Raw genomic sequence first — 18,957 nt, 5'->3', positions numbered from 1 at the left:
TGTCTAAGTATGCTAAATAGGCTATTTATACAAAAATATTCTAACTCATTTTCATTAATATCTAATGTGGAGGTGAGTTTTTTTACCTCTTTTTATTATAAATTGTTTATCTAAGTAATGACATTGGCGAGGCAAGTTATGATTGATATAGTCCGACAGAGATAGGGACTTTTTATTGGCATTTACCAGATTCATCATTAACTGTGAAATCTGTGACGTTTTCAGTTGTCGTAAAGAATTAGGTCAATATTCTCCCCTTATGTTCGAGATAGATTTATACATAAACCCTTTTCGGTAGTGTATGGTAGAATGGTTGAAAAAGTTATATTGCATAATCCCAAGAACATTGCTAATGTAAACAAAAATGTGTCCATTTTTTTACAAAAAGAATGATCCATGTTTTGCAATACTGCTAAAGTATAATAAATAATTCATATGTCAAAGAATATATTTGTTTATCCGTATATTTATGTGCCTTATAATTAGCAGAATATCCTCTTTCTAAATAGGGATGATCGTATCTTTGGACTGTCGGTAACATTGTGCGAGGAGATGTTTTTTCTGACTGTATTGTAGAAGAATTCCTAAATTCAGTTGTAGTTGTGTCTATTTCTGTATGTCTTTGTCTTTTCTCTGTCCCACACTGCGGGATTTGTGTACCACAGTGTGAAATATATATCCCACACTGTGGTTTTTGTATCCCACAGTGTGAAACAGAGAATTTGTCCTGAGGTTTGTTTTTTGATATAGGGGGATTCTGAATGATACGGTGGTTATCAATGGTAAAAATAAAAAAGAGACTGTTTCGGAAAAATGAAACAGTCTCTTTCGGTTCTAAAAATTTATTTGTGGGCGGGTTTGAATTTATAGAGTAATACTCCATGGGCTGGAACATGAAGTGAAAGGGATTCCTGGCGGGTATCGAGTGTCTTGATGTCCTTTTGTCGCCAGAGGTCGCGTACTGTTTGTGTACCGGTGATGCCCAATTTGTCAAACTCATGGAAAGAAATGTCTGCTTTTTCCCGGTCGAAGTTACAGAAACCGACCGCTTTTCCTCCGTCGGCCAGTTCTTTTACGTAAATTCGCAGTTCTCCAATTTGATATACACACGTGGCTTGTTTGCCAAGAGGATCCTGATCAATAGCTATGGCTTCATTGTTTGTCAGCAGGTTGAATGTGAAGTCATCCAGTTTTTCCAAATCACATCCTATTAAGAGAGGAGCGGAAAACAGGCTCCAAAGACTGAAATGAAGATATTGCTCGTCGGGCTTCAGTTTGGTTTGATGTGGATTTCCCCAACCTACAATACCGAGAACCAGCATATCCGGATCGTTCCAGTTTCCAGGTTTGGACCAGGCTGCAGAACGGTCTTGGGAGAGAGCGATGTTTTTTACGCTTTCCCAGGTGTCGGTAATGTCGTTGGTCGTACGCCAGCTTTGTCCGCCTACGGAGTCTCCCCATTTCCATACGTCTCCCATGCCATACTGGCATAAGCTATAGACGATGTCTCTGGGTTGCTGCCGTAAATAATCTCCCATGATTTTGAAGGGTTTTCTGCCTACGAGGGAGTCTCCTCCTCCTTGGAAAGCCAGAGAAGAGACACTGTAGGGGTCGGTGTCCAGATTGCGGTCAAGTACGCCTCCATAGCTGCACCAGTCATATTTCAGATAATCAAATCCCCATCGGGCGTACTGGTCTGCATCTTGTTTCTCATAACCGAAACTTCCGGCACAACCTCCACATGTCCATGGACCGGGCGAGGAATAAATGCCCGTTTTCAATCCAAGTGAGTGTATGTAATCTGTCAGTCCTTTCATGTCAGGGAATTGTGCGTTGGGGATAATGTAACCCTGTTCGTCGCGCAGTTTGCCTCCCCGGGTAGGGTCGTTGGGGTCACGGTGATGCTGCCATGAATCGTCTATGTTTATATAAGTCCATCCATAGTTGATTAACCCGCTTTTTACCATGGCTTCGGCAGCTTTCTTCACTTTTTCAGCTGATACTTCATGTCCGAAACAATTCCAGCTGTTCCATCCCATGGGTGGAGTGAGAGCGATTCGGTCGCCGCACTTGATTTGGAAGGTCTGTTCGGCTTTCCCTTTGGAATTCTGTGCTTTCAGTGTTACTTTATATGTACCTGATTTATCCAGTTTTCCGGTGATGAGGCCTGTCTCCGGATTTATTTCCAGTCCTTTGGGAAGGCCTTGGGCAGAGAACTTCATGGGACGGTCGCCTGTAACGGCTATCTGGAACTGGAAAGGGGAGCCTGGACGGACTCCGAATACAGAGGCATTGTTTATTCTTGGAGTAGCCGGAGCCGGGGGAGTCAGTATATAGGGCTCTGTGGCGATAAACTTTATGGTTGGGAAACTTTCGGGGCCCGTGGATTGGATTTTGGCATCGGCCCAGTCGGCATGGTCGTAATAATTGTTATCATTTCCTTCATCTACTATCAGTTCCAGCATTTTTATTCCTTCCAGCGATACGGAACAAGGTTTGGCGGCATCTCCGGCAGTCATGATTCCGCTGGACCATAATTGTTTGCCGTCGCCAATAACAATGAACTCAGCGGAGGGTTTATGGGCCAGAATTTCATCATCCATTCCTACGTGTGCTGTGAATAAAGTGGCTTTTCCGTCCAGTTGGATGGCCAGTTCGCTGACGGAATGAGTACCTACTCCACGTTCGAATGTCTGTCCTCCGATGGTGAGGGTTTTCCCGTCTACAGATTTGTTTTTCATGGCTACTCCATTACCTTGTGTGACAGCCGTTAAATCCAGGTCGTCAAGCCAAACGGTTTTTGATTGTCCGTAAAGCATGGTTGTGCTGATCAGAAGCAAGCCTGCGGTAATTAAGATTCGGTTATTTTTCATGTGTCTTGTTTATAAAATGAGTTGTGAGTTTCATTTAAAGGTCATTTAAGTGTAGTGATTACTCTCCAAATATACATGTATTATTTTGAATAGAGAATGAATGTTTGTGTGAGGAATCTCTGTTTCAGATAGTTGGGAGTGAATGTCTGTGGTATCTTATTGTTTGTTCTGATTCTCCTGTTGAAGGCCTGATTATGCTTGGAAATGTTTCAGTTCTTTCGGTATGGATACTTTTCTGTTTTGCTTGCTTATTGTAGTTTCATTCATGTTCGGATAGACAAATCATATTTATGTGAATAATTCTTAATTTAAAAAGAGAGGCTGTAGTATACTTTACCTGTTTGGAATTTTGTTTGCTGTGGGGGGAATGGAGAACTTGTCATCGGCCTTCAGACAGAATAGAAACTGCTACGTTCAAAAGCGTGCTTTTGGTTTGGTCCTTCTCTTACCTTTCTGTATCTTTGCGACTTAATTGGAGTATTGTTTGAAGAAAGGAAAAGAATATGATAAAATTTACAGATATGAAGACTAAACTATTGATGCTGTTTGTCCTATTGGGAAGCTTGTGGGCAGGCAGCTTGCATGCGCAGGTGCGTTATCCCAAACGGGAGTTCCGCGGAGCATGGATACAGTGTGTGAACGGACAATTCCAGGGAATGCCTACGGAGAAGATGAAAAAAGTGTTGGTAAGCCAGCTGGACAATTTGCAGAAAGCGGGTATCAATGCCATCATTTTCCAGGTGAGAGCGGAAGCAGATGCCCTGTATAAATCGCCCTACGAACCGTGGAGCCGTTTTTTGACAGGTGTGCAGGGGAAGGCTCCTTCACCGATGTGGGACCCGTTGCAGTTCATGATTGAGGAATGCCACAAGCGGAACATGGAGCTGCATGCGTGGATCAATCCGTATCGGGCCAAGACGAAAGGGACGGGGGCATTGTCGCCGATGCATCCTTACAACCAGCATCCGGAATGGTTCGTGCAGTATGCCGGACAGCTGTATTTCGATCCGGGATTGCCGGAATCCAGAAAGTATATCTGCAAGATTGTGCGCGACATTGTGAGTCGTTACGATGTGGATGCCATTCACATGGACGACTACTTCTATCCATACCCGAATCCGGGAGAGGATTTTCCGGATAATATCAGCTTTGCGGCGTATGGTCGCGGATTTACCCGTCGGGCCGACTGGCGCCGGGATAATGTAAACGTGCTGATTAAGGAGATTCACGAGACGGTGCGCGAATGCAAGCCGTGGGTGAAGTTCGGGGTATCTCCATTCGGTATTTACCGGAACCGGAAAAACGATCCGAACGGAAGTGATACCAATGGGTTGCAGAACTACGATGATTTGTATGCCGATGTGCTGTTGTGGGTGAACAACGGTTGGGTGGACTACAATATCCCGCAGATTTACTGGGAGATTGGTCATCCGGCAGCTGATTATGAGACCTTGATTCGCTGGTGGGCACGTCATGCGGCTGCTCGTCCGTTGTATATTGGTCAGGATGTGATACGTACGGTATCGAAAGCAGATTTGATGAATCCGAATCAGAGCCAGATTCCGGCAAAGTATAATTTGCAGCGCTCGTTGCCTACCGTACAGGGTAGCTGTCAGTGGTATGCGGCGGCAGTGGTAGAGAATAAGGGAAATTACCGGGATATGCTGGTGAAGGAATACCACAAGTATCCAGCTCTGCTTCCTACTTCGCCGTTCATGGACGACAAGGCTCCTGGAAAGGTGCGCAAGCTGAAACCCGTGTGGACGGCAGACGGTTACATTCTGTTCTGGACGGCACCGAAAGCCAAGACAGAGATGGACAAGGCTTATCATTATGTGGTATATCGCTTCGATAAGAAGGAAAAGGTGAATTTGAATGACCCGTCTCACATTGTAGCCATTACGCATGATGAATTCTACAAGCTGCCGTATGAAGACGGAAAGACGAAGTACCGTTATGTGGTGACCGCACTCGACCGTCTGCACAATGAATCGAAATCGGTATCAAAGAAGATTAAGTTGTAAAGCGTAGGAGTGTAAAAAATAGAAGTGTTCCTTTTTGTTTATTTTCTGGTCTGTTTTTAGTGAAAATGAACAAAAAGGAACACTTGTTTTTTATATATAGAAAGGTTTAGAGTTTGGTGAATGGAAACATGGCCGAATGGCGAGTCTCTATGTTTCTTTAAATAAATGAATTTGTTTCGAAGGAGACAGAAACGTAACTTAAGATTTATAGGCTATGAAAAAAACATTATTGACTTTGTTATTGGGCTTGCTGGCTATTGCAGGTTATTCTCAAGCAAGATTTGACATTCATGGAGGTATGTCAATGGCGAACATCACGAACAGCGAGGCGGATATGAAAGTGGGTTATACGCTGGGAGTAGGTATGGATTATGCTTTTAATGAAATGTGGTCTTTCCAGTCTGGATTAAACTTTACCAGCAAGGGTTGTAAGACAAGTGAGGAAGGAGTCGATGCAAAGATAAATCCGGTGTATCTGGATATTCCGTTGCTGGCAGCTGTAAAGATAAATATTGCAGAGAAAAATCGTTTTGTGGTTAACTTTGGTCCGTATGTAGGATTTGGCTTGGGTGGAAAAATGACTGTCGAATCTAGTGGGGCAGAAATAGGCACCAAGTTGTTTAAAAAGGTTGGTAACAGTGATGAGGCCATGATGAACCGCTGTGCTGTAGGTTTGCAGTATGGTGTTGGGTTTGAACTGGACGACCATTATTTGATAAACTTGACCGGACAGTATGGATTTACCAATATGATTAAGGACAGTTTTGCAGATGAAAGTAACAAGAATCTGGCTTTCTTGTTGACGGTAGGCTATCGGTTCTGATTGCAGATGAATATCTGTTGGAGATAAAAGGAATCTATTTGTGATTATATAAAAATCCTCCTGTTTTTAGCTTTAGTTTGTTTTGCATTCTATGGCTAAAGGCAGGAGGATTTTTATTTTTGTATTTTTAGCTTGAGACTTCTTCTCAGTTTATTATTTGATGTTCTTACGGATTTTGGTCAGGTAGGCGTGCATGCCTTCCGCGTCCTTTCGGCTGATAATGTCCAGCAGTTCGTTCAGTTCCGTACGGATACCTTCCACTTGTGCCGGAGTGCGGGGGTTGAACAGGATTTCCTGCAACAGGAAATCGTCTTCACTCAGCACACCTTGGGCAATGGCCATGTGGCGCTTGAAGGTGGTACCCGGCGCATCCTGATGTTTCATGACGGCCGCAAACACGAAGGTGGAAACGAACGGGATGGACAAGGAGTAGGCCACGGTTTCGTCGTGTTCCTCGAACGTGTATTCAAAGATATTCAGCTTCAGACGTTGGTAGAGGTCTTTGAAGAAAATCTTGCCCAAGTGGTCGCCTTCCTTGATGATGATGGCATTCTCGGTGCTCAGCTTGTCGAGGTTGGCAAACGTGGGACCGAACATCGGGTGGGTGGACACGTAACGGAAACCGCAGTGTTCGTAAAATTCTTTCAATCCGGTTTTCACGGAAGCAATGTCGCTGATGATGCAGTCTTTGGGCAGGAGCGGAAGCACCTGATTAAACGCATCGAGGGTATATTTCACCGTGGCGGCATTGATGACCAGTTCCGGCTGGAATTCCTTGATTTCATCCGGTTGGGTAAAACGGTAGCAGTTGTACATGAAGCGCAGTCGCTGAGGATTTACATCGTACACGGCTACTTCATGTTCAAAACTCAATACATCAGTAAAGAAGGAGCCCATTTTTCCGGCTCCTAAAATCAATATCTTCATTTCTTGTTCTTCTCGTACTTACTTGTTGATGATTTCCATTTGCTGGCGGACACTTTCTTCGTGAATCATCTCAAACACTTGCTTGATGAAGTCCGGGTCCATTCCGCAAAGTGAACCTTGTGCACCTCGCTTGTCCAGAATTTCGTTGTAACGGCCGGTCTGCAGGATGGTCATATTGTGTTCCTTCTTGAAGGTTCCGATTTCGCGGCATACCCGCATACGTTTGGCCAGAATGTCCATCAGTTCATTATCGCATTCATCAATCTGGCGACGCAGTTCATTCAAGTTTTCGGTGCTTTGGTGTTCGGAACGGATGACCAGCAGGTTCAGGATGTAATCGAGTACATCGGGAGTGACTTGCTGTGCGGCATCGCTCCATGCGCATTCTGGATTGCAGTGTGATTCGATGATGAGGCCGTCGAAGCCCAAATCCATGGCCTGCTGGCAGAGCGGAGCAATCAGTTCACGCTTTCCGCCGATGTGGCTCGGGTCGCACAGGATAGGCAGGTTCGGAATACGGCGACGCAGTTCAATAGGAATATGCCACTGCGGCAGGTTGCGGTATATTTTCTTGTCGTAAGAAGAGAATCCGCGATGGATGGCTCCGATACGTTTTAGTCCGGCATTGTTGATACGTTCCAAGGCACCAATCCAGAGTTCCAGATCCGGATTGACCGGATTCTTTACATAGACCGGAATGTCCACACCTTTCAGGGCATCGGCAATCTCCTGTACGGCGAACGGGTTGGCAGTGGTACGGGCGCCAATCCATACGATGTCTACGTCGGCTTTCAGGCATTCGTATACATGTTTGGCGGTAGCGACTTCGGTAGCCACGTACATACCGGTTTCTTTTTTCACTTCCTTCAGCCAGGAAAGTCCTTCCACACCGATACCCTCAAAGCCTCCCGGTTTGGTACGGGGCTTCCAGATTCCGGCACGGAAAATCTTGATGCCTTTGTCGGCCAAGGCTCTGGCCGTGGTCATGACTTGCTCTTCAGTTTCAGCACTGCAGGGACCTGCAATAATCAGAGGGCGTTCCTGAGAAACACCTTCCAGTTCGATGGGTAATAAATCCAATTGTTCCATGGTAGTATTTGATTTTTGTAATGTTTATTTGTTCATAACTGCTTGAATGCGTTTCAGAGCCTCTTCCAGTTGAGGTTCCTTGGCGCAAAGTGAAATGCGGATGTAGCGCTTTCCGTTGCTGCCGAAGATGAATCCCGGAGTGATGAAGACGCGGGCCTCGTGAAGAATCTTTTCGGTCAGGTCTTCCACATCGGCGTAAGAGTCGGGAATACGGCCCCACAGGAACATACCTACTTGTTCCGGGTCGAAGGTACATCCTAAGGTATGCATGATTTCTTCGGCCAGTTTCCGGCGGCGTGCGTAGGTACGGATGTTGGCCTCTTCATGCCATTCTGCACTGTTGCGGTAGGCTTGAGCGGCGGCCAGCTGTAAAGGCCGGAAGGTTCCGGAGTCGATGTTGCTCTTTATCTTCAGAATCCATTGTACGAAAGTGGCATTGGTGGCCAGCATTCCTACACGCCAGCCCGGCATGTTGTGGCTCTTGCTCATGGAGTTGAACTCAATGCAGCATTCCTTGGCTCCCGGAATGTTCAGGATACTGAGAGGTTTGCGGTTTAGGATAAAGCTGTAGGGGTTGTCGTTCACCACCACCAGCTGGTGACGACGGGCAAAGTCGACCAGTTTTTCGTAAAGTTCCAGTGTGGCATTGGCGCCTGTCGGCATGTTCGGATAGTTGGTCCACATGATTTTCACCCGGCTCAAATCCATCTTTTCCAGTTCGTCGAAGTCGGGTTGCCAGTGATTGTCTTCCCGCAGGTTATAGTTTACGATTTCACTGCCTAAAATCTTGTTCAGTGAAGTGTAAGTGGGGTATCCCGGATTCGGAACCAATACCTGGTCGCCTGGATTGACCAGTGCCAAGGTGACATGCAGGATTCCTTCCTTGGAACCGATGAGCGGCTGGATTTCCGTAGCCGGGTCCAAGTCTACGTTATACCATCTCTTGTACCAGTCGGCCATGGCCTTGCGCAGTTCCGGTATTCCTACCGTAGGCTGGTAACCGTGTGCGTCCGGCTTGCGGGCATTTTCGCACAGCACGTTGATGGTTTCTTCTGAAGGCGGCATGTCGGGACTTCCGATTCCCAGGCTGATGACGTTCTTTCCTTCTGCATTCATTTGTGCCACTTCTTTCAGTTTCCGGCTGAAATAATATTCGCTGACACTGCTTAACCGGTTGGCCGGCTCTATTTTATATGGTTGATTCTCCTTCTGCATATTCTCCTAAAATTTTAAGTGCTTTGGTTAATGGCATGACTGCGTCGATTGATTGTTTGTATCTCAGGTAGTCGTTGAACAGGACATCCACGTAGAATAGGTATTCCCATTCGCGTCCGATGATGGGCAATGACTGTATTTTGGTCAGGTTGATGTGATAGAATGAGAAGATGGACAATACTTGTGAGAGGCTCCCTTCGCTATGGGGCAGGGAAAAGACGATGTTGGCTTTGTTGATTTTTGAACGGTCTTTCAGTTCATCGGCCATCCAGGGGTCACATATTACCAAGAAACGGGTGAAATTGTGCTTGTTGGTTTCGATGCCTTCCTGTAGGATTTTCATTCCGTAAAGTTCGGCGGCGTATTTGGAGCAGATGGCGGCATGTCCTTTCAGTCCCTTTTCCTTGATATCGCGTGCGCTGCCTGCGGTGTCTTCTGTTTCCACCACTTTCAGTTGTGGGTGATGTTGCAAGAAATCCCGGCATTGTGCCAGTGCTACTGGATGGGAGTTGACTTCGGTCAGTGTGCTCCAGTCTTCTCCGGGCAGGCACATGATGCTGTGGCTGATACGCAGCTTATGTTCTCCGATAATCGTTGCCCCGCTGTCTCTGAGCAACTCATAATTGTGAAGGAGGCTTCCGGCAATCGTGTTTTCAATAGCAATCATTCCGATAATGCTGCTGTCTTTCCGAAGGTTGTCGAACACTTCTTCGAAAGTGTTGCAGCATATCAGTTCGATTTCTTCGTCCTTGAAAAATTTGTGGGCTGCAATGTCATGGTACGAGCCCGGAACTCCTTGTATGGCTATCTTCTTCATGTTGTATAACTCTAACTATAAAAAAAGTCCCGCTCCATAGAAGCGGGACTTTGTATTATCATTTCAATTAATTTTTCTTTTTACCGTATGCATGCAAACTCCCGCTTCACTTCATTGCTAAAGTAAAAGAAATAAAAGTAAAAGAAGAAGTAAGATGCAAATGTTCTCATGTTCTTGTTATTTTGTTGTTATTTCTGCTGCAAAAGTAATACTTTTCTTTAAAAAACAAATATTACATCAAAATTTTTCTTCTCATTTTTAAAAAATACGTTCATAATGCCGGATGTAAAGGTATTTTCTTACCTTTGTTGTAGAGAGATATTTCATTGATAGAACAGACAAACTGATAAAAGACATGAACTATAATTTCGATGAAGTGATAGACCGTCGGGGTACTTGCTGCGAGAAAGTTGACGGTATGGTGAATGTATGGGGGCGTTCAGATTTGATTCCCATGTGGGTAGCTGACATGGATTTTGCTACTCCTCCGTTTATATTGGACGCTATCCGCAAGCGTTGCGAACATCCGGTGCTGGGATATACTTTCCGTCCGGACAGTTATTTCCAGTCCATTATCGACTGGGTGAAGAAACGTTATGGTATGACGGTGAAGAAAGAGGAGATTAATTTTGTACCCGGCATTGTGCCCGGACTGGGGATGGCCATCAACTGTTTTACGGAACCGGGCGATAAAATTATGATTATGCCACCCGTATATCATCCGTTTGCCTGGCTGGTAACACGCAACAACCGTCGATTGGTGGAATGTCCGCTGAAAGAGGTGGACGGACACTATCGCATGGACTTGGATTTGATTCGCCGTTCCATCAAAGGTATACGGGTGTTGATTCTCTGTAATCCTCATAATCCGGGTGGGGTAGTCTGGAAGAAGGAAGAATTGCAAGAACTGGCAGAGATTTGTGCCGATGACAATGTGATTGTATTCTCCGACGAGATTCATGCTGATTTGACCTTGCCTCCTTTCCAGCATATACCGTTTGCCATGGTTTCGGAAAAGGCACGCAATAACTCTGTCACTTTTATGGCGCCCAGCAAGACCTTTAATATGCCGGGGGTAGCAGCTTCGCATACCTTTATTTATAACGAAGTACTACGGGAACGGTTTGAAACATATCTGAATGCCGGCGAATTGAATGCTGGTCATGTGTTTGCCTGGCCTGCTGTGACGGCCGCTTATACAGAAGGAGAGGAATGGCTGGCGCAGTGTCTGGCGTATATTCAGGGAAATATTGATTATGTGGCAGACTATATAAAGACTCACATGCCTAAGATGAAGGTGATGCGTCCGCAGGCTTCTTACCTGATTTGGTTGGACTGCCGGGAACTGGGACTTTCGCACGAAGCATTGAACGCTTTCTTTGTGGACAAAGCCGGACTGGCCTTGAACGATGGAGAGATGTTTGGTAAGGAAGGAGCCGGTTTTATGCGGATGAACGTGGGTTGTCCGCGGGTTACCGTGGAAAAGGCCTTGCAGCAGTTGAAGGCAGCTTACGACACGCTTTGATAGAGGGTATATATAGGAAAAACGGCTGTGGAATGCTTCTTTGAGGAGGTTTCCACAGCCGTTTCTCTTATATAATACGGATTAATAAATTCCCGTCTGCAAGTTATTCTTCTCAAAATTATCGAAATGACCGGAAATCAGGTTCTCTTTTTCGGGAGCCAGTTCGATGGCTTTTTTCATGTCTTCCGTAGCTCCGTCCTTGTCACCCATCAGCAGACGTACCCGTCCTCTTTCCTGATACAGCTGGGCATCTTGCGGAATCAGTTCAATGGCTTCCTGATAGTTCTCCAAGGCCTGGTCCAGTTTCTTCTCTTCTGTCAGCAGACTCCCTTTCAGCAGGTAAGCCTTTACGTTAAATGGGTTCAGTGAAATCACCTGATCCAAGCATCCCTCACCATCTTCCGTCTGTCCGAGCTGGATGTGGATGGTAGCTTTCAGTAGCAAGGCTTCTTCCTCTTCCGGATTAAGTTTCAACACTTGTTCCAAGTCGTCCAACGCATCTTTGGCCTGGCGCATTTCCCACAATACTTCGGCCCGTAGCAGGTACGCTTCGGTGTAACTCTCGTTTTGGGCGAGGGCTTTGGTCAGCATCACAATAGCCTGTATTCCGTTTTTCATGCCATGCGCCGCTTTCCCGGCCAGATAATAGGCTTGTGCATTTTTATCATCTATGGCGATGGCTTTCTGGCAAGCATTGTTCATGCCGTCATAATCTTCCTGCAAGAAGCATACGCTGGCCAGCGACAGCAAGGCCTGTATGTTGGTTTCATCTTTTGCCACGAGCCGGTCGAGGGTGATACGTGCATCGTCTGTGCGGTTGGCTTGGAGGTAGGCACTGGCCAGCAGTCCCAGTGTTTCGTTTTCATCGTTGAGCGCTACAGCCTCTTCAAAACATTTGATGGCGTAGTCCAGTTTTCCCATATTGCGGGCACGGATGCCGTCGTATTTCAGAATGTCGAAGTTTTTCTTGTCTTGTCTTTCCTGTTCGTTTTCATCGGATTGGCTTTTTCCGAATAAAGATGATAATAATCCCATGTATAGTCGATTTAATGTTTTTTCAGTGGCAAAGATAGACAGAAAAAAGAAAGAAATTTGTATGTTTGCACCGTATTTTGTTTAAAAAAAGAAACTATGAAGAGGCTTATGTTTTTGGTTGCGGCCATTTTAGGCTGCCATTCTATGCAGGCACAATATTTCTGTACGACAGAAGGAACAGAATTGCACTATGTAAATTATGATGAAATCGGTCAAAGCACCTCTAATGAAACCATGACGGTGAGCAAGGTGGCAAAGGCCGACGGGAAGGTGCAGGCTTCCTATTATGACAAGATTGTCACTACGAAAGCAAAGAACAATACCAGCTATACGTTGTTCAATTGGAGTTATGATGGAACAAACACGGTTTGTACCGAAGATTTGATGTATGGTCCGTATATCGATTCTGATTCCGATCCGGAGAAATACAATGAGGCAGCCCGTTTAGGCTTGTTGGAGAAACTGAAATTTAAAGGAGACAATTCGTTTACTATTAAAGATGAGGCTAAAGGAGGCGAGAGCATTCCTGACCGTTCGTATCAGGTGGTACGTAACATGCTGAAGAATGAAGTGAATATTTCCGGTGCGGCTTATATGGGAAATGAAACCATCAGCACCACTGCCGGAAAGTTCGATTGTGTGAAGATTTCTTATTTGCAACGTACGAAAATCGTACTGAAAACCACTACGCTCCGCGTGACAGAGTGGTATGCGGAAGGAGTCGGACTGGTAAAATCAGAGGCGTACGATACCAAGGGTAAGCTGGACAGCAAGACTTTGCTGGTCAAGATTGTGAATAAGTAAATGGCAGATACTATATTGCTACAAAGAGACTGTTTCACCGAAAGGATGAAGCGGTCTCTTTTGTTTTGTCGGGATAGTCGGGAATTCGGGTATAAAAAGCCGTAATTTATATACCTTCATCGGGCGGAAGAAACGCTATTTTTGCTTCGTGAATTTGCGTCTTTAATGTGTAACTTGTTTAAATATTATTTTATGTATCTGGAAAAAATCAATTCACCGGCCGACGTCAAAAAACTGTCGGTAGCAGAGATGAATGAATTAAGCCATGAAATACGCCAGGTTCTGTTGCAGAAACTGAGCGCACACGGAGGACATTTCGGTCCCAATTTCGGAATGGTGGAAGCGACGATTGCCTTGCATTACGTGTTCCACTCGCCGGAAGATAAGATTGTGTTCGATGTGTCACATCAAAGTTATGTCCATAAAATGCTGACCGGACGTAAAGATGCCTTCCTGCATGCGGAACAGTATGACGAGGTGTCTGGTTATTCGGAACCGATGGAAAGTGTGCACGACCATTTTGTGATGGGACATACTTCTACTTCTGTCAGCCTAGCAGGCGGACTGGTGAAAGGCCGGGACCTGACGGGGAAGGGCGGCAACGTGATTGCAGTCATCGGAGACGGCTCACTCAGTGGGGGAGAAGCCTTGGAAGGACTGGATTATGCAGCTGAATTAGGTACGAACTTTATCATAATAGTCAACGACAACCAGATGTCGATTGCCGAGAATCATGGAGGACTGTACCGCAATCTGCAGGAACTGCGTGAAAGCAACGGGCAGTGTCCTTGCAATCTTTTCCGGGCGATGGGATTGGATTATCTTTACGTGAACGAAGGAAACAATGTGGAGGCACTGATCAATGCCTTCCAGCAGGTAAAGGACATTGACCATCCGGTTGTGGTACACATCAATACACTGAAAGGGAAGGGATATGCTCCTGCCGAGAAAGATAAGGAAACCTATCACTGGACAATGCCGTTCAACCCAGAAACAGGGGTGGTGTTCCACCCGAGCGAAGAGCCGCAGGACTATGCCGACCTGACAGCCTGCTACCTGTTGCGCCGCATGCAGGAAGACCGTCGTATTGTAGCTATTTCAGCCGGTACGCCTACCGTGATGGGATTCACTCCCGACCGTCGGAAAGCTGCCGGGAAGCAGTTCGTCGATGTGGGCATTGCAGAGGAACATGCCGTGGCGCTGGCTTCCGGCATTGCCAAGAATGGAGGAAAGCCTTTGTTCGGCGTATATAGTACGTTTATCCAGCGTGCATACGACCAGATTTCACAGGACTTGTGTATCAACCGCAATCCGGCCGTGCTGTTAGTGTTCTGGGGTTCACTCTCGGCCATGAACGATGTGACACATCTGTGCTTCTTCGACATTCCGCTTCTCAGCAACATTCCGAATTTGGTGTATCTGGCTCCTACCTGCCGGGAAGAGTATATGGCCATGCTGGAGTGGAGTATCCGGCAGAACGAACATCCGGTAGCTATCCGTGTGCCGGCCACGGAACTGGCTTACGGGCATCGTCCGGTGGATGCAGACTATAGTCAATTAAACCGCTATCAGACCGTCCGGAAGGGGAGCCGCGTAGCTATTCTGGGGCTGGGGTCTTTCTTCGGGCTGGCAGAAGAGACAGCCGCTTTGCTCAAGGAACAGAAAGGAATAGAAGCTACTCTGATCAATCCGCGTTACATTACGGGAGTGGATGAGGCCCTGATGGAAGAACTGAAGGCCGACCACGAACTGGTGGTAACCTTGGAAGACGGGGTACTGGACGGCGGATTCGGCGAGAAGATTGCCCGCTATTTCGGTTGCAGTCCGATGAAGGTGCTTAATTTCGGTGCCCGGAAGGAATTTGTAGACCGTTTCGATGTGCAGGAGTTCTTGGAGAAGAATCATCTCACTGCCCCTCAGATTGCCGCCGACATTCTGCAACAGCTTGCCTGACGTGTATCATTGGGAGGAATAAAAATGAATGGCTCCCCAAGATGGATTTATCCGTCCGGGGAGCCATTTCTTTTGGTTGTTTGAAAGTTTATATAATCTCGATGCCTCGTTCGGCACAGAGTTTTACGCTCAGTTCTTTCAGCTTGAACTTCTGGATTTTCCCGCTTCCTGTCATCGGGAACTCCTTGACGAAGAAGATGTATTTGGGAATTTTGTAACGGGCAATTTTTCCCAAACAGAATTCCCGGACATCCAGTTCGTTCATGGTGCATCCCTCGTGCAGAATGATGAAGGCTCCCACGGATTCCCCGTATTTGGGGGAAGGTACTCCGATTACCTGTACATCCTTGATACCCGGCATCGTGTAGAGGAACTTCTCGATTTCACACGGATAGATGTTTTCGCCGCCACGGATAATCATGTCCTTGATACGGCCCGTGATGCGGAAGTTTCCGTTTTCGTCTTTTATGCCCAAGTCGCCCGAATGAAGGAAACCCTTGGCATCGATAATTTCCGCGGTGGCTTCCGGATTTTTGTAATATCCTTTCATGTTGTTGTAGCCTCGGTTGCACATCTCACCTTGCACGCCGACGGGACATTCTTCACCGGTCTCGGGGTCGAGGACTTTTACTTCGGTAAATTCGAAGGCATGGCCTACGGTATTGTATCTCACCTCCTGGTCATCGTCCGGACTGCTTTGAGTCATGCTGGGCGAGGCTTCGGTAAGTCCGTACACGCTGGTGACGCGCATGTACATTTTCTCTTCCACTTCTTTCATGAGTTCGACCGGGCAGACCGATCCCGCCATGATGCCCGTGCGCAGACTCGACATGTCGAACATGTTGAACATCGGATGATTCAGTTCGGCAATAAACATGGTCGGTACACCGTAAAGTACTGTACATCGTTCCTTGTGAATGGAAGCCAATACCACCAGCGGGTCGAAACGTTCAACCATGACCAGGGTGCTGCAGTGGGTCAGGCAGTTGATGACACCCAGTACGATACCGAAGCAGTGGAACAACGGTACGCACACGCACAGTTTGTCGTCGGGGGTGAATTTCATGTGCTCCCCTGTCAGAAAGCCGTTGTTCACAATATTGTAGTGGCTCAGCATTACGCCTTTAGGAAATCCCGTGGTACCCGAAGTGTACTGGATGTTCACCGTGTCGTGGCAGCTCACTTGTTTTTTAGCCTGTATCAGCTCTTCCTCATCCACGTTGTGTCCCAACAACAGTACTTCCGCCGTGTTGTACATCCCCCTGTATTTTTCCGGTCCGATGTAAATCACGTTGCGCATGTAAGGAAAACGCTTGCTCTTCATGTGTCCTCGCTCAAAGAGTCTCAGTTCCGGCAGCATCTTATAGGTCATGTCCACGAAATTGCTGTCCTTTTCTCCGTCCACGATACACAGGGTGTGCATGTCAGAGTGTTCACAAAGGTATTCCAGCTCGGTCTGTTTGTAGTTCGTATTGACGGTGATGGTTACAGCTCCGATTTTGGCACAGGCAAACAGGATTGTCAGCCAGTCGGGTACGTTGCGGGCCCAGATACCTACGTGCGTACCTTTTTCCACTCCGATGGCCAGCAAGCCTTTGGCCATCTGGTCTACCCGTTCGTTAAACTGTTTCCAGGTGAAGCGCAGGTTGCGGTCGGAATAGACAATGTATTCTTTGTCCGGAGTCACTTCTGCCCAATGCTCCAGCCAGTCACCCATGGTTCTTTCAGATAGTTGTAACATGTTGTTAAAGGTTTGAAGAAGGTTTATGAAGGCAAGTAAATCACGGCCAGAATTTGTGCCGGCTTTCCGTTGGCGGCATGTATATGGTGCGGTACAAGGGCATCATAATAAATTGTGTCACCTTCTTTCAGCAGATAAGTACTTTTTCCGTAAGTGATTTCCAGTTCACCTTTCAGTACCATGATAAACTCTTCTCCTTCATGGTCGGAGAGAAAGAATTTTCTATCGTTGTTGTTTTCAATGTCGATGATAAACGGCGCCATGTGGCGGTCGATTTTATTCTTTGCCAGTGAATGATAGTGCATATGCTGCCATTCCTGTGAGGTATGGTTTGAAAAGCTGATGGTATCGTCTGCCTTTCCTTTCCGGCAGATGACCGGTCCTTCTTCGTTAAGTTGTTCGTCCAAGAAAGTACCCAGTCGTACGCCTAAGGCACGGGCTATTTTCATCAGTGGAGTAAGCGATGGGATGTCTACGTTCTCTTCGATGCGGCTCACTTGTTCCATTGTCAGGCCTGTACGTTCGGCCAGTTCTTGGATGCTCATTTTCTGATTGTTTCGGATGGATTTTATTTTTTCTCCGATAATAGTTGTGCAGTCCATTAGTTGAGTCTTTTTTGAATTCTTTATGCAAAGGTAATAAAGTTTCAGCATAAACATTCAGGACCTTTCATAAAATGCGTGTTTCTCTTTTTATATGGCTGTTTCTTAAATTTTTGTGTTATCTTTGAGCCGGATTATAATTTAGAATGAATATGAAAAAGCTGTTTTTAGCATTGGCATTGATCGGATGTATGGGCAGTCATGCTCCTCTTCAAGCCAGCCAGCCTGTCCCTGATGCAGCTGGCTATATTGTAAAGGTGGGGGATACGGCACCCGACTTTGAGATGACGCTGGTAGATGGCAGTAAGGTGAAGCTGTCTGATTTGAAAGGTAAAGTGGTGATGTTGCAGTTTACGGCCAGTTGGTGTGGGGTATGCCGCAAGGAAATGCCTTTTATTGAGAAAGATATCTGGCAGAAGCATAAAGACAATGCGTCATTCGTGCTCTACGGGGTAGACCGTGATGAACCGTTGGAACGCGTGAAGGCTTTTGCCAAGCAGACAGGGGTGACTTATCCGCTGGGGCTCGATCCGGGGGCAGATATCTTTGCCAAGTATGCGGAACGCAATGCCGGAATTACCCGTAACGTTCTGATAGGGAAGGATGGAAAGATTGTCATGATGACGCGTTTGTATAATGAAGAGGAATTTGCTTCTCTTTGCCGGAAAATAGAGGAGTTGCTGAAGTGATGAAGAAGTATGGATGTGTGTTGTTGGCCTTTCTGCTGTGTCTCCCCTTGGGAATGTATGCAAGAAAGAAAGGCAACTATGAACCGCTGTTAGGAAAGAAGTATGCCTCGTATGCCGTGACGTCCAGTTCTTTGAAAGGAGCTGTCTTTTATCTGGTGAGCGGACACGGTGGTCCAGACCCTGGTTGTATTGGTAAATATCAAGGGAAAGAACTGCATGAAGACGAGTATGCCTACGATATTATTCTTCGTCTCGGTCGGGAGCTGTTGAAGCGGGGAGCAAAAGTGTATTTCATCATTCAGGATAAGAAAGACGGTATCCGTAACCAGGCAGTGTTGAACAACAGCAAACGTGAGACTTGTATGGGACAGGAAATACCGCTGAATCAGGTGGCTCGTTTGCAGCAACGTTGTGATGCCATCAACCGTCTCTATAGGAAGGATAAGAGCCGTTACAAGCGGGCGGTGTTCATTCATGTGGACAGTAGGGCACGCCATAACCAGACCGACGTGTACTTTTATCATGCTCCGGGCAGTTCAAAAGGAAAACGGCTGGCAAAAGAGGTGCAGCGTACGTTCCGTGCCAAATACGACCGCCATCAGCCTAATCGCGGATTCGACGGTACGGTAAGTGAACGCAACTTGTTTGTGCTTCGCAAGACCAATCCGGTAGGCGTATTCTTGGAAGTAGGAAACATCCAGAATGCACAAGACCAGAAACGTCTGGTTATTGCCGACAACCGGCAGGCGTTGGCCAACTGGATTACGTTGGCATTGGAAAAAGATTTCCGGAAGAAATAAAATAAAGTATCATAAAAAAAGTCAGGCACCTTTCTAAGGC

Annotated in this window: 15 protein-coding genes; 7 read left to right on the top strand and 8 right to left on the bottom strand. The window is 46.5% G+C overall.

Annotation, left to right across the window (positions count from 1 at the left end; translation table 11 throughout):
* Nucleotides 1-842: 842 nt before the first annotated feature.
* A complete protein-coding gene (locus tag RDP42_RS06970; RefSeq protein ID WP_308763103.1) occupies nucleotides 843-2,873 on the bottom strand; it encodes an NPCBM/NEW2 domain-containing protein in 2,031 nt (676 codons plus the stop codon).
* A 521-nt stretch (nucleotides 2,874-3,394) separates the two neighbouring features.
* On the opposite strand from RDP42_RS06970, the gene RDP42_RS06965 reads away from it, so the two are divergent.
* Nucleotides 3,395-4,897 (top strand): family 10 glycosylhydrolase, encoded by a 1,503-nt coding sequence (locus RDP42_RS06965; RefSeq protein WP_308763102.1) that lies wholly within the window; start codon nucleotides 3,395-3,397, stop codon nucleotides 4,895-4,897.
* Nucleotides 4,898-5,111: 214 nt separating this feature from the next.
* Nucleotides 5,112-5,720 carry a porin family protein gene (locus RDP42_RS06960; protein WP_308763101.1) on the top strand — a complete coding sequence of 203 codons (609 nt, stop codon included), beginning with the start codon at nucleotides 5,112-5,114 and terminating at the stop codon, nucleotides 5,718-5,720.
* 153 nt (nucleotides 5,721-5,873) lie between these two features.
* Here RDP42_RS06960 and RDP42_RS06955 read toward each other — a convergent pair whose 3' ends face one another.
* From RDP42_RS06955 to RDP42_RS06940, 4 genes are read right to left on the bottom strand one after another with little or no spacing between them, the layout of a single operon-like run.
* Nucleotides 5,874-6,647 (bottom strand): prephenate dehydrogenase/arogenate dehydrogenase family protein, encoded by a 774-nt coding sequence (locus RDP42_RS06955; protein WP_072543199.1) that lies wholly within the window; start codon nucleotides 6,645-6,647, stop codon nucleotides 5,874-5,876.
* 18 nt (nucleotides 6,648-6,665) lie between these two features.
* Nucleotides 6,666-7,736, bottom strand: a complete 1,071-nt coding sequence (locus tag RDP42_RS06950) for a bifunctional 3-deoxy-7-phosphoheptulonate synthase/chorismate mutase type II (RefSeq protein WP_308763100.1) — start codon at nucleotides 7,734-7,736, stop codon at nucleotides 6,666-6,668.
* A 24-nt stretch (nucleotides 7,737-7,760) separates the two neighbouring features.
* Nucleotides 7,761-8,951 carry a pyridoxal phosphate-dependent aminotransferase gene (locus tag RDP42_RS06945; protein ID WP_303916432.1) on the bottom strand — a complete coding sequence of 397 codons (1,191 nt, stop codon included), beginning with the start codon at nucleotides 8,949-8,951 and terminating at the stop codon, nucleotides 7,761-7,763.
* Nucleotides 8,926-9,768 carry a prephenate dehydratase gene (locus RDP42_RS06940; protein WP_308763099.1) on the bottom strand — a complete coding sequence of 281 codons (843 nt, stop codon included), beginning with the start codon at nucleotides 9,766-9,768 and terminating at the stop codon, nucleotides 8,926-8,928. The genes RDP42_RS06945 and RDP42_RS06940 overlap by 26 nt, the downstream gene beginning before the upstream one ends.
* 355 nt (nucleotides 9,769-10,123) lie before the next feature.
* Between RDP42_RS06940 and RDP42_RS06935 the strand changes: the two genes are divergently transcribed.
* A complete protein-coding gene (locus RDP42_RS06935) occupies nucleotides 10,124-11,293 on the top strand; it encodes a PatB family C-S lyase (protein WP_308763098.1) in 1,170 nt (389 codons plus the stop codon).
* An 81-nt stretch (nucleotides 11,294-11,374) separates the two neighbouring features.
* Here RDP42_RS06935 and RDP42_RS06930 read toward each other — a convergent pair whose 3' ends face one another.
* Nucleotides 11,375-12,328: a tetratricopeptide repeat protein gene (locus RDP42_RS06930; RefSeq protein ID WP_308763097.1), complete on the bottom strand. Its 954-nt coding sequence runs from the start codon at nucleotides 12,326-12,328 to the stop codon at nucleotides 11,375-11,377.
* A gap of 96 nt (nucleotides 12,329-12,424) precedes the next feature.
* Between RDP42_RS06930 and RDP42_RS06925 the strand changes: the two genes are divergently transcribed.
* Nucleotides 12,425-13,132 carry a hypothetical protein gene (locus RDP42_RS06925; protein ID WP_204478520.1) on the top strand — a complete coding sequence of 236 codons (708 nt, stop codon included), beginning with the start codon at nucleotides 12,425-12,427 and terminating at the stop codon, nucleotides 13,130-13,132.
* Between the two features lie 192 nt (nucleotides 13,133-13,324).
* Nucleotides 13,325-15,085 (top strand): 1-deoxy-D-xylulose-5-phosphate synthase, encoded by a 1,761-nt coding sequence (locus RDP42_RS06920; RefSeq protein ID WP_308763096.1) that lies wholly within the window; start codon nucleotides 13,325-13,327, stop codon nucleotides 15,083-15,085.
* A gap of 88 nt (nucleotides 15,086-15,173) precedes the next feature.
* Here the strand turns inward: RDP42_RS06920 and RDP42_RS06915 are convergent, their stop codons facing one another.
* Both RDP42_RS06915 and RDP42_RS06910 read right to left on the bottom strand, forming a co-directional pair.
* On the bottom strand, nucleotides 15,174-16,826 hold the full coding sequence (locus RDP42_RS06915) for an AMP-binding protein (RefSeq protein ID WP_308763095.1): 1,653 nt from the start codon (nucleotides 16,824-16,826) through the stop codon (nucleotides 15,174-15,176).
* Nucleotides 16,827-16,849: 23 nt separating this feature from the next.
* The gene (locus RDP42_RS06910) at nucleotides 16,850-17,428 is read right to left on the bottom strand and encodes a helix-turn-helix domain-containing protein (protein ID WP_303916789.1); all 579 of its coding nucleotides are present in this window, start codon (nucleotides 17,426-17,428) and stop codon (nucleotides 16,850-16,852) included.
* Nucleotides 17,429-17,619: 191 nt separating this feature from the next.
* Between RDP42_RS06910 and RDP42_RS06905 the strand changes: the two genes are divergently transcribed.
* The gene (locus RDP42_RS06905; protein WP_374046936.1) at nucleotides 17,620-18,117 is read left to right on the top strand and encodes a TlpA family protein disulfide reductase; all 498 of its coding nucleotides are present in this window, start codon (nucleotides 17,620-17,622) and stop codon (nucleotides 18,115-18,117) included.
* A gap of 53 nt (nucleotides 18,118-18,170) precedes the next feature.
* Complete coding sequence (locus tag RDP42_RS06900; protein WP_303916795.1) at nucleotides 18,171-18,917, top strand: N-acetylmuramoyl-L-alanine amidase; 747 nt, start codon at nucleotides 18,171-18,173, stop codon at nucleotides 18,915-18,917.
* Nucleotides 18,918-18,957 lie beyond the last annotated feature (40 nt).

Source organism: uncultured Bacteroides sp., from assembly GCF_902472605.1.
Taxonomy (GTDB): Bacteria; Bacteroidota; Bacteroidia; order Bacteroidales; family Bacteroidaceae; genus Phocaeicola.
Note: the sequence above shows the minus strand (reverse complement) of the source record. Positions and strands in the feature narration are given on the sequence as shown.

Excerpts from the sequence above, each read along its gene's own strand:
- RDP42_RS06970 (WP_308763103.1), bottom strand. The coding sequence starts at position 2,873 with ATGAAAAATAACCGAATCTTAATTACCGCAGGCTTGCTTCTGATCAGC.
- RDP42_RS06965 (WP_308763102.1), top strand. The coding sequence starts at position 3,395 with ATGAAGACTAAACTATTGATGCTGTTTGTCCTATTGGGAAGCTTGTGG.
- RDP42_RS06960 (WP_308763101.1), top strand. The coding sequence starts at position 5,112 with ATGAAAAAAACATTATTGACTTTGTTATTGGGCTTGCTGGCTATTGCA.
- RDP42_RS06955 (WP_072543199.1), bottom strand. The coding sequence starts at position 6,647 with ATGAAGATATTGATTTTAGGAGCCGGAAAAATGGGCTCCTTCTTTACT.
- RDP42_RS06950 (WP_308763100.1), bottom strand. The coding sequence starts at position 7,736 with ATGGAACAATTGGATTTATTACCCATCGAACTGGAAGGTGTTTCTCAG.
- RDP42_RS06945 (WP_303916432.1), bottom strand. The coding sequence starts at position 8,951 with ATGCAGAAGGAGAATCAACCATATAAAATAGAGCCGGCCAACCGGTTA.
- RDP42_RS06940 (WP_308763099.1), bottom strand. The coding sequence starts at position 9,768 with ATGAAGAAGATAGCCATACAAGGAGTTCCGGGCTCGTACCATGACATT.
- RDP42_RS06935 (WP_308763098.1), top strand. The coding sequence starts at position 10,124 with ATGAACTATAATTTCGATGAAGTGATAGACCGTCGGGGTACTTGCTGC.
- RDP42_RS06930 (WP_308763097.1), bottom strand. The coding sequence starts at position 12,328 with ATGGGATTATTATCATCTTTATTCGGAAAAAGCCAATCCGATGAAAAC.
- RDP42_RS06925 (WP_204478520.1), top strand. The coding sequence starts at position 12,425 with ATGAAGAGGCTTATGTTTTTGGTTGCGGCCATTTTAGGCTGCCATTCT.
- RDP42_RS06920 (WP_308763096.1), top strand. The coding sequence starts at position 13,325 with ATGTATCTGGAAAAAATCAATTCACCGGCCGACGTCAAAAAACTGTCG.
- RDP42_RS06915 (WP_308763095.1), bottom strand. The coding sequence starts at position 16,826 with ATGTTACAACTATCTGAAAGAACCATGGGTGACTGGCTGGAGCATTGG.
- RDP42_RS06910 (WP_303916789.1), bottom strand. The coding sequence starts at position 17,428 with ATGGACTGCACAACTATTATCGGAGAAAAAATAAAATCCATCCGAAAC.
- RDP42_RS06905 (WP_374046936.1), top strand. The coding sequence starts at position 17,620 with ATGGGCAGTCATGCTCCTCTTCAAGCCAGCCAGCCTGTCCCTGATGCA.
- RDP42_RS06900 (WP_303916795.1), top strand. The coding sequence starts at position 18,171 with ATGTATGCAAGAAAGAAAGGCAACTATGAACCGCTGTTAGGAAAGAAG.